Below are 16,124 nucleotides of genomic sequence, written 5' to 3' on the forward strand. Positions count from 1 at the left end.
CAAAAACTTTTGCATAAGTTCACATTAGCAAATCAAACTTCGCCTATGGCTCGTTTTCTTTGATGTTCACTTAATTGATGTCCCGTTACAAACTAGCCTTTATATAGGTACTTTGCCCTATATGGTAAGTTATAATTTTTAGTTTCTGCATAGGACGAAGTTACATAAAACATTTTACTATTAAACGGGCGAACAATGTTCGCCCCTACTGTGTAACTCGTAATTTTTCTTATATTTTATAGTTAGAAATAAAGGAAAAATTCAGATATGATGATATTTTAAACAAGTTTAAAATATCAATCACTCCTTCCGTCTTTGCATACGCAAAGCCACCTCCCTCAGCGAGGGAGGCAACAAGGTATGTACATTTTTAAAATTTGTACATACTTGATTATATGTACAAACTCTGTTTGGCTTCCTCAGACGAGGAAGCTGTCATTCGTGAATTGCAGAGCAATTCACCTTTTAAAGAATGACTGAAGGAGGGAAAAACTTTAAACTAGATGAATTAATCGGTTACTATCTAATTAACCCACACTACATAAACATCCCCACAAACCCTAATTTGTTGAATTGTTTTTAGAATAGCACAATCAAAATTGAAAAAACAAATTTATAAACTTACTATCCCTACAAACAAAAATATTCTAAAAAATTTTAAAATTTTTTGCAACACTTTTGCGTTATGGAAAGTATTATTTATAAAAGGAATGAATGGCAAGTACAAAAACACAGAAAGCACAGAGAACACGGAAAACACAGAAAACACAGAAAACACAGAAAACATAAAAAAATAAAAACAAAAAAGTTTTCAAGGCTAAAAAACATTGAAAAGTTCTAAAAGATAAAATACAAATAGCAAAAAGTAAATACATCTTAGAAAATATCTTAAATATCCAAATAATTAAAAATTGGCAGGTGAACTGTATGAAGAAAGGTGTAATAATTACCGGTTCTATAATTGCAGTAGTAATTATCGGTTTAGTTTGTTTTGGTGAAAGTTTCCGACCGGGAGGTTACGGTGAAGAATATCACAAGGTTTGGAAATGTGATAACTACAACATTCAAATCGACAGTTATGCAAGAAAATTTCCTGATAAAACTTGTCATGAAAAAATTACTATTGATGGAAAGAAATATGAATTAGAATTTGATGGTGGTAGTAGTTTTGAAATCGGCACTCTAAACCACTATAAAGAAGATGGAGAAGAATATTCCGAACTTGAGTCTGTAGTTGAGGGTGATAATTATGACAAAGGTTTCTTTGACTTTACCCTACATATAGACAAGGTTGTTGACTCTAAATACAGTTATCTAAAAGGCAAAACACTTGTGTTTCACAAGGAATAAAGGTGATTACTGTGATTATGTTTAAAAAACATCACAAAGCAACTGTTGCTATTATTGTAACTGTCATTATTGCTATCATTTGTACTTTAGCTTATTTCTTTCTTAACCTTATTGATTTTCACTTTTATTTTGGTTGGAAAGATGTGAAATTAAGCAATACAATTTCCATAAAAATACCTAATGATTGGAATGAAAGTAAGGAAAATGGATTGATTTATTTTTCTAAAGATACTTCTAATGATAAGGACAAGATAATACTTTTCCAAAGTAAAGCTGAGGATATGTATGACTTTGGTGAACCATTAAATAATAATGCAAAAGCTGAAAAGAACATTATCAGCCATAACTTTAAGAGTATAATAAAAATTACCGGTGAAGTTAATTCATTAAGTGCAGTACAAGGTGATGCAGTAATTTCTGCTGACAATGTTACATATAAAACAGACTATGTTTCCATTAATAAGGATGATGAAGAAATAACATTCTACAGTTGGAATGATAATGTTGATACTGACACATTAGAAAAAATTGCTGATTCTGTGTCATACAATTAAATTTATATAAGCAAAATACCCCTAAATGCAACTGCTTTAGGGGTGTTTCCAAAAGGAATAATTTAATTTTCTAAGTAGCAAAAACTATATTAACGGTGCAACAAACTTCAGTACTTTACCGATTAGCTTAATGTACCATTTATCATTCTTGATACTTTCATATGTAACTTGCTGACACTTAGCAAGTGTATCCTTATAGTCACTTTTAATGTCATCAATACACCTTGTACCATACATATATGTTGCACATTCAAAATGATGGTACAAACTTCTGTAATCCATATTAATTGAACCCACAACTGACTTAACATCATCACTTACAAATACTTTTGCATGGACAAATCCGGGAGTATATTCATACACCTTTACACCGGCATCAAGTAATTTTTTGTAGTGAGTTTTTGCAAGTGCTTGTGCAACAAAGCTGTCTGAAATATGAGGCAAAATAATTCTAACATCAACACCTCTTTGAGCAGAAAATGTCAATGAATTTTCCAATTCACCATCCATAATCATATATGGTGTCATAATATAAACATAGTCCTTTGCACGATTAAGAATATCCATATATACAGACTTACCAACATCATATTCATCTAGTGGACAATCACCAAATGGCATTACAAAACCATTGCTAAAGTAACCACCGGCAGAAAGACTATCCCCTACATTTAGGTACTTTGAAAAGTCACAATGTCTTTCATTTACACTCCACATTTGTAGGAACATTAGTGTAAAGCTATCTACTGCATCACCCTTTAGCATAACACCAACATCCTTAAAATGGCCATACTTATGGGTATAGTTAATGTACTCATCAGCCATATTAACTCCACCGTTATAGGCAGTCTTGCCGTCAATAACCATAATCTTTCTATGGTCTCTGTAATTATAATGTGTTGAGATAAACGGTGATACAGGTGAGAACACCTTGCAATGAATTCCTAGTTCTTCTAAGCTACTTGGATAAGTTCTGGGTAGTAATGCAAATTCACAAGTACCATCATACATTACTCTAACTTCAACACCTTCATTTGCCTTTTTAATCAGCACTTCCAATATGTTATCCCACATATATCCATCATCAACAATAAAGTATTCCATAAAGATAAAGTCTTTTGCTTTTTCAAGTTCAACAAGCATTGACTGAAACATCTTTTCACCTATTGGATAATAGGTAACATCAGTATTTTCATACAATGGAAATCTTCCTGATTTGTTTAAATAATAATTCAAATCAGCTACATCAGGACAAATTTCTTCTGCTTTATCAATAACAGATTTATCCTGTGTGATTTTATTATTAGTATTTTTTAGAATATGGGTAACTCTTTTCTTCAGAACTCTGTGACCTATATCAACTGTAGTATAGATATATAGCAATGCTCCGAATATAGGCAAAATCGCCATTATAGTCAGCCAAGTAATTTTGCTTGATGCATCATGGTCGCTGTTCACAATTACCGTAATCATAAATATGTAAAATACTGCTGAGATTATGTAGTAATGTGGTGCTAACTGACTAAACTTTAAGAACAGACCAAGTAAAACTAATATTTGCAAAGCAAGAAGAACCAGCACAATTCCAAATCTGCTGAAAACCATTGAGATTATGCCTTTTTTAAATGCTATCCTCTTTTTGCCTTGTTCCTTGTTTTTCATAATTACCTCCCATAAATAAAATTTATTTACCACTCCTCATTTATATTTTAACATTAAAAGAAAATTATGCAATACTAAAAATAATATTTATAGAAATAAGAATAATTTTGTTGAAAAATATGGAAAGGTTAATATAAATTTTAAAAGAGATAATTATGCAGGTTAATATAACCTTTGATTTTTATTAAGATGTCATTAACAATAGAAAGTTTTTTATTAATAAGGAGGTAACACAATGAAAACTAAGAAAATTTTCTCTAAAAGAAATATACTTATTACACTTGCCATTATATTTTCCTTGCTAATTTGTTATTCTTTGTATTTTTGCTATTTATCATATGAGATAGTTAAGAATATTAATCAGTCAAGCAGTTACAAGGCTTTTCAATCATCTGAATATTCAAAATACATAAAAGATGAATATGATTATGATAGAATGCATTTTTGCGAAAATAAGCCTAATACAGATGAAAAATATTATGGTATATACATTGCCATTCCTTTATGGAATAAGGTTACAGTTTATCATTATTATATCCATGAAGTTAGAGATAAGAACGGACATATTCTATCCGGTGGTGGTGATCTTTTTGATCCATGTAAAACCAGAATAGAATATTTCTACGAAAACAACCACATTGTCATTAATGAATCAGAAGAATATATAGAAAGTGCATGGCAAAATAAATATTAACAAAATAAATTAATCACCTATACTAATCATAAAGTATAGGTGATTTTTTTGCATTAACAATATCCAAAAACACAACTGTTTATACACTTCTTGAATTAATACAAATAAAATGTTAAAATAGTATTGTTTTTTAGAAAGGAATATAGAAATGGAAAATTAAAAAATCAAAGGAACAAATTGCCATACATTATTTTTGGAATATTGTCTTTATTTTCAGTAAGTCTTATTTTCAACAATAATCTATGGTTTGATGAGGCATATACCCTATCACTAATTCAGCACAATTTCTCAAAGATAATTGAAATTCTGAAAACCGATATGCATCCACCATTTTACTTTTTGTCATTAAAAGTATTTTGTATGATTTTCGGTTACTCAATACCTGTAACAAAAGTCTTTTCTGTAATAGGCTATGTTGCAACACTTTCACTTGGTTTAACAATAGTGAAAAAGCATTTTGACAATACAACATCAATAATCTATATGCTTACTGTAGGTGCAGTTCCTATGTCACTGTATTTTAGTGTTCAACAAAGGTCATATCAATGGTGTATATTTTTCGTTACACTTTCATTTATAGAGGCTTTGCTATTTATCGAAAAACACAAAACACACCATTGTGTTATATTCGTTACAGCCTCATTATTTTCAGCATACAACCATCTTTATGCTATGCTTGCAGTGGGAATAATTTTTGCTTTCATCAATATTTATGCAATCTTTAAAGACAGAAAATTATTAAAAGCAATTATAATTTCTGATATTTCAATGGTAGTTGGATATATTCCATGGATTATTCCACTACTAAATCAAACCAAATCAGCTGCCGGAAACTTCTGGCTAAAAGGTGTAGAACCACTTTCACTAATTGTATTTGCATCAGGAATAATTGTTTCAGCACTAATATTAGCTAAGAAAGAAAATCGCAAATTGCCAATAATTTTCGGTATAATCTGTGTGCTAAGTATTCAGGTAATCGGACTTTTTATAACAATCTTTATTCGACCATTTTACATAGCAAGGTACTGTAATGTAATTCTGGGGATTTTCGCTTTAACAGTAGCTTTCGGTACAAGGAATATTAAAGTAAAAGCAAAACAGATTATTTGCATATGCCTTTCTATCCTCAGTATAGGTTGTGTTGTTGTTACAGGAATATTTGAGTACAACCCATCAATGAAGAACTTTTTCAACCGTTTTGACAAGGTCACTTCTTCATCAGATACATTCATTTATTCCGATAGTGCATTTGGAATTATGTCATATTACTATCCTAAGAATACTCACATTTGTACCTACTATGAGTCATGGTTTTCTGCTTTTGATAATGTCCGGTACATTAATAAAAAGAAGATTAATTCTAAGATAAATTCAAGTAATACAGTGTGGTTTGTGAAAAACACCTTAACCAAAACTCCTAAATATCTGAAAAAGAATTATAAACTAAAATCGGTTGATACATTTAAATGTGGTAACCGTCAAATCATCCTAAAAAACCCCTGCGAGTTTGTTCTCGCAGGGATTTCCACATATGTATCAAATTTTAACTTTGCACTCCTCTGGTGCATTCCAAGGCAGTAGAATATCAGCCGTTTCATTTTCCTTAATATTAGGGAACTTTTTGAAGATGTATGTCAGATACTTAAACGGATCCAGATTGTTCTCTTTGGCTGTTTCGATTATGCTGTACATAACAGCACTGCCAGTAGCTCCTGACTCAGTATTGGCAAACAAAAAATTCTTTCTGCCCATAACAAATGGCTTAATGCTTCTTTCGGCTCGGTTATTGTCAATTTCTAATCTGCCGTCCTCTAAATATCTTCTGAGATATTTCTCGTTATTCTTAAGATAGGTAAACGCACCACCAAGTTTGCTTTTAAATGCTATGCTTTGCTTTTCAGCCCAGCACAAAAAAGCGTCAAGAATTGGCTTTGATTTTTCTTGTCGCACCTTTAGTATTTCTTCATAGCTTTTATCAGCTATTTCTTTTCTATTGCATATAGCTGATTGCAGTAATCTAAAGCAATTCCAGCTGTTGAGTTTGCTCGTTCGTCCTTGCTTATCATTTCTAATGCTTCAGCAAATTTTCTTCTGCAATGCGCCCAGCAACCAACAACTGTGAAGTTATCTCCAAGTTTGTGATATCCCTGATAACCATCTGCGTGTATGTAGCCATTAAAACCTTCAAGAAAGTTCTCCGCATTTTCAATCTTTCTGTTTGGTTTGTAATCATACAGTACGATATTCTTTTCAGAGCATCCACTCGTTCTGTACAGCCACATATATGCTTTCTTTGGAGTAGGCTTCTCTTTGGTTTTCAGTACCTGCAGTGTTGTTTCATCTGCATGGATTACTTCCTCTTTTATGAGAAGCTCTCTTAACTTCTCATATATTGGTTCTAACCACAGCTGACTCGCTTTAAGTATCCAGTTAGACATTGTCTGTCTTGTTAATTCAACACCTTGCCTTTTCAGGTCTTGTTCTTGTCTATAGAGTGGTGAGTATATCACAAACTTCTGTGTCATAATGTGAGCCACTGCTTCTGGTGAAGCAAAGCTGCCTTTGATTACTGGCTTTTCCTGTGGTGTTTTACTATTGGGGTCTCAATACCGTTTTTCTCACAATTCTTGCAGGCGTAGGTGTAATATACATCCTCCTGAATAATCACCTCAGCAGGTTTGATTTTTAATGTTTTCTTTACTTCCTTACCAATAACCTCAAGCTGTTCATTACAGTTAGGACATACCTTTTCTTCTTCGGGAAGAGTATGCTCTACAACAACTGTCTTGATGTTTTCTGGTAATTTGTCAAGAGTAGCTTCTTTCTTTTCGGGTATGAGAAGCCACCTTAACCTCTTCCTTTGCTTCTACATCTGAGTAGAGCTCTGCTTCGTTATGAAGAAGACTAAGCTGTTCGTAAATATATTCCGATTGTTCACTTTTTGAGCCATAGGTCTTTTTATTATTTATCTTAAGCTGCTCCATCAGCCACTTCACCTGTGTTTCAAGTTCTGAACAGTGCTCTTTTAATGATTTTAGTTCATTATATTCATCCAGTGAAATAGTAATTGTTTCACTGTTTTTATCCTTGATTATCATGCCTATATTATACCACAAAACAAGGCAAAAGTACAGTATTTAAGCCATTTTATGAGAACTTTATTCCACTTATTTTTTGTGTTGACTTAGGCTGGATTATATTAAGTCCCTCCATTAACCAACGATATTGCTGAGGTGTTATTGTGACACATTCTTCAGATTTTCGAGGCCATTGAAACTTACCTTTTTCAAGCCTTTTATACAGAAGCAGAAATCCGTCACCTTCCCAATACAAACCTTTAATTCTATCCGTTCTTCGTCCACAGAAGAGAAACAAAGCATTTGTACAAGACTCAAGCTTAAACTGCTTTTCTATTATTGTTGCAAGTCCGTCTATTCCTCTGCGTAGATCAGTATATCCACTTGCAAGGTATATCGGGCAATTACAATTAAAATCATTAAGCATTTTTCATTGCCCTCAACACAGCTGTTATTGTAGCTTCGTCAGCACCATTATTGATTTCTACTGTGAAATCATTTCTTTGATAGAAATCATAGGTGAGTTAGCGTTTACTTCTGGTTCTACTGACACTTCTATGAATTGAGGTCTGTTTTTTTGAGTGTAGGCTTCGTATACCTTTTTCTGTCTGCTCCAAAATGTACTTACAGGAATATTGTTATTTCTGCACCACTGCGCAACACTTAACCCACTGTTGTTGCATTTCTACTTGGTTTGCCCAAAGAGCCAGGTTCTGTTCTTTTCTTAATGTTCTGATACCTTTGTTCATACGAAACTCTCCAATCGTTTTTTGTTGTAGTCTATTGTAGATGTTCGTCTACAACTTATTTACTTGGATATTTTCGCATGTTTTCAAATCCGCTTCAAGACGCTGGCTTATTTGACGGTTACTAAATGTGACTTCAATACCTTCCAAGTTTATTCAGTTCAGAAGAAATAGCATTGTAACTTTTAGCTTTATAAATTAAAACCCTTATAACAAAAGCAGATGGTATGTTAGTCGTACCATCTGCTTTTTATAATTTTAAATGTTCTTCACTTAATGTAGTCCATTTTTCTTTATTATATTTTTCACTATAATTTTTTTCAATATATTTCTTTGTAGGTTCATTAACATTGACCTTTTTGAAATATAGAATATTTTTATAACGCTTACCGTTCATAAATTTTTGATTAATAATTTTACCATCTTGAAAAATGCCTATAAAACCGTGTTTAAACATTCCTTTTGAATTCATTTTATATCCAAGTATGTAACAATTATTTGAAGTATCAAATTCAATAATATCTAATTTTAAGCTATCATCTTCATTAAAGTAACTATCAACAACCTTATAGTTGACAGAGTCATAAACCACAAGTTTTGATGAAGAAGAATTTAAGTACTTTTCAATGTTATAAAAATACTTACCGTTAGGAGTAAAAGCAAAACCATCTTCCCCACCATCAAGAACTACAACTTTAATAAGTCTTAACTTATCTAGGTCATATACTGCAAAAGAACCCAATGATGACTTTGCAAGGAATATATTTTTATTAGGTTGAAATGCTCCACTATAAATACAAGAAAGGTCTTTAAACCTAGCTAATTCATTATTATTTTCGTCATAAATATAAATAGCTGAACCACTACAACCTACCTTATACTTTCCGTTATTATAAAATCCCCAAAAATTTCTCATAGTTTCTTTATTTTAATATTGTTTTCAAATATTCCTCATATTCCAAAGGAATACCAATATCATAATTTTTGTAGTAGTGTAAAAAGTCTAAAGGAAATGCAAATTCTCCATCTATATACTGTCCTGCTTGTAATCTTTCACCTGTGAACATATCTGAGGTTGGTAAGCTTGTAACTGCAAAATCCAAATTTTCTATGTGCTTAATAACTTGCTGCTTATCAATACTGTTATGTATCTTTGATAATTCTTCAAAACTATCAGTTAGTTCACCATATAGCATATTATCCCAATAACCAAAAAGTTTCATTTCTTTTTCAATTATCATAAAATCAACTCACAATAAATATATTTAAATCTTTACTTCAATTTTTCCTGATATTCAAACCACATTTCATAACTTTTCTTTGCCCTTTCAGGTGCGTCTTTTTTAACTCTGAAAATGTGCTTATGTGTGGGATCTTCCTCATACCAATCCTTATTAATACTCCAATACAACAATTCTGTATTTCTAATCATAAAAAATCACCAATTTTGACCTTTATTATTAACAATCTTTTCTACTTAAAACATACTGAATAAAATCATCATTAAGTTTCATATCATATTTTTCAAAGTGGTATATTTCTTCACTTGTCCAACAATACACACCATCATTATATACAAATATACTACTTCTTAATAACTGACCTGTAACAAAATCAGTTGATGCACAAGTAAGAACAATACATTCTTTATCAAACTTCTTTAAATATTGTAATACTGTATCTTTATCTTCACATACAACATTTAATTCATCACTAAAAGATATATCATTCGGATTTTCCGTAAACTCTCTATAATTTGATATACACTTCATTTAACCACATTCCTATATTATTACAAATCAAAACCACATTCATCCATAGTTCCTGTTAATTCCGACCATCTGGCTGACATAAACTTCATAAATTACCCCTCATTTATATTTTAACATTAAAAGAAAATTATGCAATACTAAAAATAATATTTATGAAAAGAAAAGTATTTTGTTGAATATATAGTAAGAATTGATATAATTATAGTTATAGGATGTATTAAATCAATTTTTAAGTAAAAAGAGGTAATTATGCAAGTTAACTTAGTGTTCGATTATTATACAGATGTTATCAATGTTCCTGATGAAATAGAAACTCAAATCAAAAAATATCAAAAGAAATGCGACAAGTGGTTATATAATAAGGATAATAACCATCAGTATTGGGAAAAAGATGAATACGGTAAAAAACTCGGTGTTGGCATTTGTAGTGATGCATTTGTATATTGGTTAAATAATTTTGTTCTAAATGATAGTAAACAAAAGGCAGTTGTACTTAAAAGGAATCTGCAAGAATATGATTCCTCATTGCCTACAATATTTTATTAAGTTGCTGACTATTATCTATTATTTTAAGGAGAATTATAAATGAAAAGACTATTGTGTATTGTTCTTTCCCTATTGTTTGTCACTTTTTCTTTAACCGGATGTAATATTCTTGGTGGTGACCTAAAGGCATTGCCTTATTCTTTTTTTGCGTCATCAGAAAAAATTGCTACTGACACAATGAAAAAGGTAGTAAAAGCCTTTGATAACAGAGATAAAGAAATGATAAAATCACTGTTCGCTAAAGAAGTATTGAAAAAGTACAAAAACTTTGATAAAGACTTAGATAAGGCTTTTAAGTACTATACAATAAAATCTGAAAAAGTTGATTATGATTGGGCAGGTGATAGCGATAGTACTGATGATAACGGTACAGTTGCATATACTGATTGTCTAGCAACTTTAAAAGATAAAAATGATACATTCATTTTTGGTGTTAATGTTTGTTACCAAGATGACACTAATGAGTTGAATGAAGGCGTATGGTGTATTTATTTACAAAATAAAAAGCTAGAACCAACAAAAGAATCTAAAATTGATGATTCTGAACCGGATTATGGTATCTATTTAAATAGATAAATCAAATTAATTATCCAAGGAGACATAAATATGGGCAAAACAATTTTAACTGTGGCATTAATAACTTTTTTCATTGTAATGATTATTTTTATGATTGTTGCAATAATCCGTAGTGTTTTTTATATGAAATATCAAAAGTCAAACAAACTTTATTTTTCACCATTAGTAGGTATAGAAATCAATGGAATTTCATATTCATTAATTTATAAAGGAAAAGAAATTGACACTTGTGTTATATACCAAAAGTATAAAGGTTTCTATTATATGATTGGCACAAAAGGAATTTATAAAGTCGGCAAAGGAAAAATTATTACTCTTGACCAAAAAAATATAGAAGGTTTTGAAGTATCTCTAATTGAAACATTAAAAAGAGAATGTAAGAAAAAAATCAGCGAACATCAAGAATTATTCAACTGTATATCAGCTACTTGTGATGACTTTCATAAATAAGTAGCACTACTATGATTTGTCATACCTTAGTGCCCACTACTATTTATAGTTCATCAGAACAAAAATTATTATAATAAAACTAAGGCTAAAAGGTGTAAAATCTTTCAGCAAAAGAATTTATTACATATCCTTGTTTTTAAACAGATTTGTCCTACATTGGCATAATAAATCGCTACTTTTTATGTGATTTTTATGCCTTTTATTTTATCACAAAACTGTATACCCTGTCCTTTTCCTGTTGTATACCATCTTATTACTCTATACGCATTGATGTGCCGTAACAAATTTTCTAATTATCGTACCTTATCCTATTTAGATATTAAAAATTATCACAAACAAAAAGCTTTCCTATCAAGGTATTCCCTTACTAAGGGACAAAGGGTTAGCCGTTTTCGTTAGAAAAAGTGTCACCGAATGGTAACAAAGGAGTGTTTAATATTTTAAACTTGTTTAAAATATCATCATAGAAGAAACTTTCCATTATTTCTAACAAGAAAGTATAAGAAATATTTAAAGTTACCATTGTAGGGTCCAACATCGTTGAACCGAGCAAATCATCCTCTATATTGGCATATTGCCCTATTCACATTTAAAAATAAATAAGAAAAACAAACGAAAAAATGAGCAACCAAAAGGCTACCCACAAAAAGATAAATATGATTAAAAAAATGAGTCAATATTAACTCCCCAACTTACTCTAGCTTAGAGGAAGTTATCTACCACGCTTGAGAATTACACATCAGAATTAGAGTAACTCATCAAATCCCCTGGCTAAAAACAGTCCAATAATAGGAAAAAATAATATTAAGTTAGATAAATGATTGATAGAAAACAATAATATGCAAATTAAAAACTCGCCTTCTCGCCCATAGTAATGTATTAAAGAAAGACAAAAGAAAAACAGTAGGTAAAATAACCTACTGTTTCTTTTGGCTCCCCCAACTGGGCTCGAACCAGTGACATCATGATTAACAGTCATGCGCTCTACCGACTGAGCTATGGAGGAATATATAAATGTTGGCGTCTTCCTATTTTCACAGGCCGCTTCCAGCCAACTATCTTCGGCACTACTGAGCTTAACTTCTGTGTTCGGGATGGGAACAGGTGGACCCTCAGCGTCATCGACACCAACTATTTATTTACCTCTATTTAATTGCTTGGGTCTTGGTGACCCGTGCGAGAATCGAACTCGCGTTGCCGCCGTGAGAGGGCGGAGTCTTAACCGCTTGACCAACGGGCCAATTCTCTTCGGCTAGAGCGGTTGCCCAGCTCCAACCTTCTCTTTGGTGCGCCATCAGGGGTTCGAACCCGGGACACCCTGATTAAGAGTCAGGTGCTCTACCAACTGAGCTAATGGCGCATATTGTGCTCTGCACCTTCAAAACTGAATAAAGAATTTCTAGCTAAATTTGCTGACCAAAAAAGACTCTTGTGGTCAAGCCCTCGACCTATTAGTACTGCCAAGCTGAACATGTCACCATGCTTACACACGCAGCCTATCAACCTCGTAGTCTACAAGGGGTCTTACTCAGTAAACTGATGGGATATCTAATCTTGGAGTCGGCTTCACGCTTAGATGCTTTCAGCGTTTATCCGTTCCGTACATAGCTGCCCAGCTGTGCCACTGGCGTGACAACTGGTGCACCAGAGGTACGTCCATCCGGTCCTCTCGTACTAAGGACAGAGCTCCTCAAATATCCTGCGCCCACGACAGATAGGGACCGAACTGTCTCGCGACGTTCTGAACCCAGCTCGCGTACCACTTTAATCGGCGAACAGCCGAACCCTTGGGACCGAATACAGCCCCAGGATGTGATGAGCCGACATCGAGGTGCCAAACCTCCCCGTCGATGTGGACTCTTGGGGGAGATCAGCCTGTTATCCCCAGGGTAGCTTTTATCCGTTGAGCGACGGCATTTCCATTCACATACCGCCGGATCACTAACTCCAACTTTCGTTACTGCTCGGGCCGTCACCCTCGCAGTTAGGCTGGCTTACGCGTTTACACTCTTATGCACGGTTTCCGTCCGTGCTGAGCCAACCTTTGAGCGCCTCCGTTACTCTTTCGGAGGCGACCGCCCCAGTCAAACTGCCCACCTGACAATGTCCCCTGACCAGTTTCATGGCCACAGGTTAGAATTCCAGCAATCTAAGTGTGGTATCCCAACATCGACTCCATTATGGCTGGCGCCATAACTTCCCAGTCTCCCACATATCCTGTACATAAATTACCGAAACCCAATATCAAGCTACAGTAAAGCTCCATGGGGTCTTTCCGTCTTGTCGCAGGTAACCGACATCTTCACCGGTACTACAATTTCGCCGGCGGGTAGTTGAGACAGTGCCCAGATCGTTACACCATTCGTGCGGGTCGGAACTTACCCGACAAGGAATTTCGCTACCTTAGGACCGTTATAGTTACGGCCGCCGTTTACTGGGGCTTCAATTCAATGCTCTCACTCCTCCTCTTAACCTTCCAGCACCGGGCAGGTGTCAGCCCCTATACTTCATCTTTCGATTTGGCAGAGACCTGTGTTTTTGCTAAACAGTCGCCTGGGCCTATTCACTGCGGCTCTCTCGAGAGCACTCCTTTTCCCGAAGTTACGGAGTCAATTTGCCGAGTTCCTTAACTACCCTTCTCCCGCTGGCCTTAGAATTCTCTTCCTGTCCACCTGTGTCGGTTTGCGGTACGGGCACCAACATTACATTCACAAAACTTTTCTCGCCTCTATCTAAGCTTGCTTCCCTACTATTTTTCGGTCCCTTACGCCCGGGATTACCAGCACCCGGGTCAAGCCCTTCTAAAGTGTCATTTTGTTTAAGTTGTCAGTGGTTACGGAATATCAACCGTATGTGCATCGACTACGCCTTTCGGCCTCGCCTTAGCTCCCGACTTACTTGGAGCGGACGAACCTTCCTCCAAAAACCTTAGACTTTCGGCCATTAAGATTCTCACTTAATTCTCGCTACTCATTCCGGCATTCTCACTCATGTAAAGTCCACCACCGCTTTCGCTATGACTTCACCCCTTACATGACGCTCTCCTACCATACCTTTCGGTATCCCAAGCTTCGGTTTATAGTTTAGCCCCGTTAAATTTTCGGCGCGGGATCACTCGACCAGTGAGCTATTACGCACTCTTTTAATGAGTGGCTGCTTCTAAGCCAACATCCTGGTTGTCTATGCAATCCCACATCCTTCTCCACTTAACTATAATTTGGGACCTTAGCTGTGGGTCTGGGCTGTTTCCCTTTTGACGATGAAACTTATCTCCCACCGTCTGACTCCTGAAAAACGATTATCTGGCATTCTGAGTTTGATAAGGTTCAGTAACCTTTCGGCCCCTAGCCAATTCAGTGCTTTACCTCCAGTAATCTATTTCAAGGCTAGCCCTAAAGCTATTTCGGAGAGAACCAGCTATCTCCGGGTTCGATTGGAATTTCTCCGCTACCCACAACTCATCCGCTACCATTTCAACGGGAGTCGGTTCGGCCCTCCATGAAGTTTTACCTTCACTTCAGCCTGGCCATGGGTAGGTCACCCGGTTTCGGGTCGTATACATCTAACTTGTCGCCCTGTTCAGACTTGCTTTCGCTTTGGCTTCACACCTTAAGTGCTTAACCTTGCTAGATACATACACTCGCCGGACCATTCTACAAAAGGTACCCGATCGTCCTTTGATGGACTTTCGGTGCTTGTAAACACAAGGTTTCAGGTTCTCTTTCACTCTCGGGGTGCTTTTCACCTTTCCTTCACAGTACTTCTTCTCTATCGGTCACTAGGTAGTATTTAGGCTTGGAGGATGGTCCCCCCGTATTCCCACCGGGTTTCACGTGTCCGGCGGTACTCTGGATTCAACTGACTGACTCTTCCTTTCGCTTACAGGACTCTCACCTTCTTCGGTTAGCTTTCCCACACTATTCAGCTAGAAATTATCAATATCGTATGTTGTCCGAACCCCAAAGGTATTTCTACCTCTGGTTTGGCCTCTTCCGCGTTCGCTCGCCACTACTAGCGGAATCTCGGTTGATTTCTCTTCCTCGCCCTACTTAGATGTTTCAGTTCAGGCGGTTCCCCTCATATACCTATGTATTCAGTATATGATGACTGTGCATGACCACAGCCGGATTGCTCCATTCGGATATCTACGGATCAATGTTTACTTACAACTCCCCGTAGCTTATCGCAGTTAGTCACGTCCTTCTTCGGCTCCTAGTGCCAAGGCATTCCCCTTGTGCTCTTTATAGCTTGACCATTGAGATATCTTTTTGGTTCTTTCGTTTAAGTAAATTAATTTACTCTACTCGCAGATAAATAGGCTTTATTTCCTATTTACCCTTTTTCAGCTTAATTGTAGTTTTATTACCTGTTAGTTTAAATAAATACTTGAGTTTTATTTTCCTGTTTGTAATAAACTATCTCGCTATCTTTTCTTTATTCAGTTTTCAAGGTGCATTTTTAGAGGATCACTGACTTTTAGTCGGCTTTTCCTCTTTGGTGGGCTTAAGTGGACTCGAACCACCGACCTCCCGCTTATCAGGCGGACGCTCTAACCAGCTGAGCTATAAGCCCATATTCTCTGGCTTGGTGCTTCTATTACTCAAGCCTTTGGTGGAGATAAGCGGGATCGAACCGCTGACCCCCTGCTTGCAAAGCAGGTGCTCTCCCAGCTGAGCTATACCCCCATATCTCTTTAG

The 16,124-nt window shown here is 35.1% G+C and carries 18 protein-coding genes, 5 tRNA genes, 2 rRNA genes and 1 pseudogene; 7 read left to right on the forward strand and 19 right to left on the reverse strand.

The annotated features are described in order from the left end of the window. Positions 1–927: 927 nt before the first annotated feature. The gene (locus E5Z56_RS02025; protein ID WP_138156305.1) at positions 928–1,350 is read left to right on the forward strand and encodes a hypothetical protein; all 423 of its coding nucleotides are present in this window, start codon (positions 928–930) and stop codon (positions 1,348–1,350) included. Between the two features lie 11 nt (positions 1,351–1,361). Beyond that, on the forward strand, positions 1,362–1,904 hold the full coding sequence (locus tag E5Z56_RS02030; protein WP_138156306.1) for a hypothetical protein: 543 nt from the start codon (positions 1,362–1,364) through the stop codon (positions 1,902–1,904). Positions 1,905–1,988: 84 nt separating this feature from the next. Here the strand turns inward: E5Z56_RS02030 and cls are convergent, their stop codons facing one another. After that, positions 1,989–3,566, reverse strand: a complete 1,578-nt coding sequence (gene cls / locus E5Z56_RS02035) for a cardiolipin synthase (protein ID WP_138156307.1) — start codon at positions 3,564–3,566, stop codon at positions 1,989–1,991. A gap of 235 nt (positions 3,567–3,801) precedes the next feature. On the opposite strand from cls, the gene E5Z56_RS02040 reads away from it, so the two are divergent. Beyond that, the gene (locus E5Z56_RS02040; RefSeq protein ID WP_138156308.1) at positions 3,802–4,260 is read left to right on the forward strand and encodes a hypothetical protein; all 459 of its coding nucleotides are present in this window, start codon (positions 3,802–3,804) and stop codon (positions 4,258–4,260) included. A gap of 177 nt (positions 4,261–4,437) precedes the next feature. Then, a complete protein-coding gene (locus E5Z56_RS02045) occupies positions 4,438–5,841 on the forward strand; it encodes a glycosyltransferase family 39 protein (protein ID WP_138156309.1) in 1,404 nt (467 codons plus the stop codon). On the opposite strand, the gene E5Z56_RS12125 is transcribed toward E5Z56_RS02045, so the two are convergent. The 10 genes and pseudogenes from E5Z56_RS12125 to E5Z56_RS02085 form a co-directional block, all read right to left on the reverse strand. After that, positions 5,797–6,012, reverse strand: coding sequence for a transposase domain-containing protein (locus E5Z56_RS12125; protein ID WP_408638879.1), 216 nt, complete (start codon positions 6,010–6,012; stop codon positions 5,797–5,799). The genes E5Z56_RS02045 and E5Z56_RS12125 overlap by 45 nt on opposite strands. 12 nt (positions 6,013–6,024) lie before the next feature. Then, a pseudogene (gene tnpC, locus E5Z56_RS02055) lies at positions 6,025–6,785 on the reverse strand (IS66 family transposase); the annotation flags it as partial. Positions 6,786–6,826: 41 nt separating this feature from the next. Next, complete coding sequence (locus E5Z56_RS12060) at positions 6,827–7,096, reverse strand: IS66 family transposase zinc-finger binding domain-containing protein (protein WP_138157932.1); 270 nt, start codon at positions 7,094–7,096, stop codon at positions 6,827–6,829. Further along, entirely contained in the window at positions 7,068–7,358 is a 291-nt protein-coding gene (locus E5Z56_RS02065; protein WP_138156312.1) for an IS66 family transposase, read from the reverse strand. Before E5Z56_RS02065 ends, E5Z56_RS12060 begins: the two co-directional genes overlap by 29 nt. A 49-nt stretch (positions 7,359–7,407) precedes the next feature. Beyond that, positions 7,408–7,764 carry an IS66 family insertion sequence element accessory protein TnpB gene (tnpB, locus tag E5Z56_RS02070; RefSeq protein ID WP_138156313.1) on the reverse strand — a complete coding sequence of 119 codons (357 nt, stop codon included), beginning with the start codon at positions 7,762–7,764 and terminating at the stop codon, positions 7,408–7,410. 57 nt (positions 7,765–7,821) lie between these two features. Continuing rightward, complete coding sequence (locus E5Z56_RS12130; protein WP_408638880.1) at positions 7,822–7,971, reverse strand: hypothetical protein; 150 nt, start codon at positions 7,969–7,971, stop codon at positions 7,822–7,824. Positions 7,972–8,333: 362 nt separating this feature from the next. Next, positions 8,334–8,999 (reverse strand): YncE family protein, encoded by a 666-nt coding sequence (locus E5Z56_RS02075; RefSeq protein WP_138156314.1) that lies wholly within the window; start codon positions 8,997–8,999, stop codon positions 8,334–8,336. A gap of 7 nt (positions 9,000–9,006) precedes the next feature. After that, complete coding sequence (locus tag E5Z56_RS02080; protein WP_138156315.1) at positions 9,007–9,324, reverse strand: hypothetical protein; 318 nt, start codon at positions 9,322–9,324, stop codon at positions 9,007–9,009. Between the two features lie 32 nt (positions 9,325–9,356). Further along, positions 9,357–9,515, reverse strand: coding sequence for a hypothetical protein (locus E5Z56_RS11610; RefSeq protein WP_175405342.1), 159 nt, complete (start codon positions 9,513–9,515; stop codon positions 9,357–9,359). Positions 9,516–9,543: 28 nt separating this feature from the next. Beyond that, entirely contained in the window at positions 9,544–9,855 is a 312-nt protein-coding gene (locus tag E5Z56_RS02085) for a hypothetical protein (protein ID WP_138156316.1), read from the reverse strand. A gap of 249 nt (positions 9,856–10,104) precedes the next feature. Between E5Z56_RS02085 and E5Z56_RS02090 the strand changes: the two genes are divergently transcribed. The 3 genes from E5Z56_RS02090 to E5Z56_RS02100 are packed head-to-tail and all read left to right on the forward strand — an operon-like array spanning position 10,105 to position 11,427. Further along, positions 10,105–10,401 (forward strand): hypothetical protein, encoded by a 297-nt coding sequence (locus E5Z56_RS02090; protein ID WP_138156317.1) that lies wholly within the window; start codon positions 10,105–10,107, stop codon positions 10,399–10,401. Positions 10,402–10,440: 39 nt separating this feature from the next. Further along, positions 10,441–10,977 carry a DUF5104 domain-containing protein gene (locus E5Z56_RS02095; RefSeq protein WP_138156318.1) on the forward strand — a complete coding sequence of 179 codons (537 nt, stop codon included), beginning with the start codon at positions 10,441–10,443 and terminating at the stop codon, positions 10,975–10,977. A gap of 30 nt (positions 10,978–11,007) precedes the next feature. Continuing rightward, positions 11,008–11,427, forward strand: a complete 420-nt coding sequence (locus E5Z56_RS02100; RefSeq protein ID WP_138156319.1) for a hypothetical protein — start codon at positions 11,008–11,010, stop codon at positions 11,425–11,427. Positions 11,428–11,809: 382 nt separating this feature from the next. Here the strand turns inward: E5Z56_RS02100 and E5Z56_RS11615 are convergent, their stop codons facing one another. The 8 genes from E5Z56_RS11615 to E5Z56_RS02135 all read right to left on the reverse strand — a co-directional run bounded on the left by E5Z56_RS11615 (position 11,810) and on the right by E5Z56_RS02135 (position 16,112). Next, complete coding sequence (locus E5Z56_RS11615) at positions 11,810–11,980, reverse strand: hypothetical protein (RefSeq protein ID WP_175405343.1); 171 nt, start codon at positions 11,978–11,980, stop codon at positions 11,810–11,812. A gap of 377 nt (positions 11,981–12,357) precedes the next feature. After that, a tRNA-Asn gene (locus E5Z56_RS02105) sits at positions 12,358–12,433 on the reverse strand. Positions 12,434–12,442: 9 nt separating this feature from the next. Continuing rightward, positions 12,443–12,559: ribosomal RNA gene (rrf, locus tag E5Z56_RS02110) — 5S ribosomal RNA — on the reverse strand. 33 nt (positions 12,560–12,592) lie between these two features. Continuing rightward, positions 12,593–12,667, reverse strand: a tRNA-Glu gene (locus tag E5Z56_RS02115). A gap of 44 nt (positions 12,668–12,711) precedes the next feature. Then, positions 12,712–12,787, reverse strand: a tRNA-Lys gene (locus E5Z56_RS02120). Between the two features lie 71 nt (positions 12,788–12,858). Next, a 23S ribosomal RNA gene (locus E5Z56_RS02125) occupies positions 12,859–15,681 on the reverse strand. 241 nt (positions 15,682–15,922) lie between these two features. Continuing rightward, positions 15,923–15,999, reverse strand: a tRNA-Ile gene (locus E5Z56_RS02130). 37 nt (positions 16,000–16,036) lie between these two features. Beyond that, positions 16,037–16,112 (reverse strand) — tRNA-Ala (locus E5Z56_RS02135). Positions 16,113–16,124 lie beyond the last annotated feature (12 nt).

Source organism: Ruminococcus bovis, assembly GCF_005601135.1.
Lineage (GTDB): Bacteria > Bacillota > Clostridia > Oscillospirales > Acutalibacteraceae > Ruminococcoides > Ruminococcoides bovis.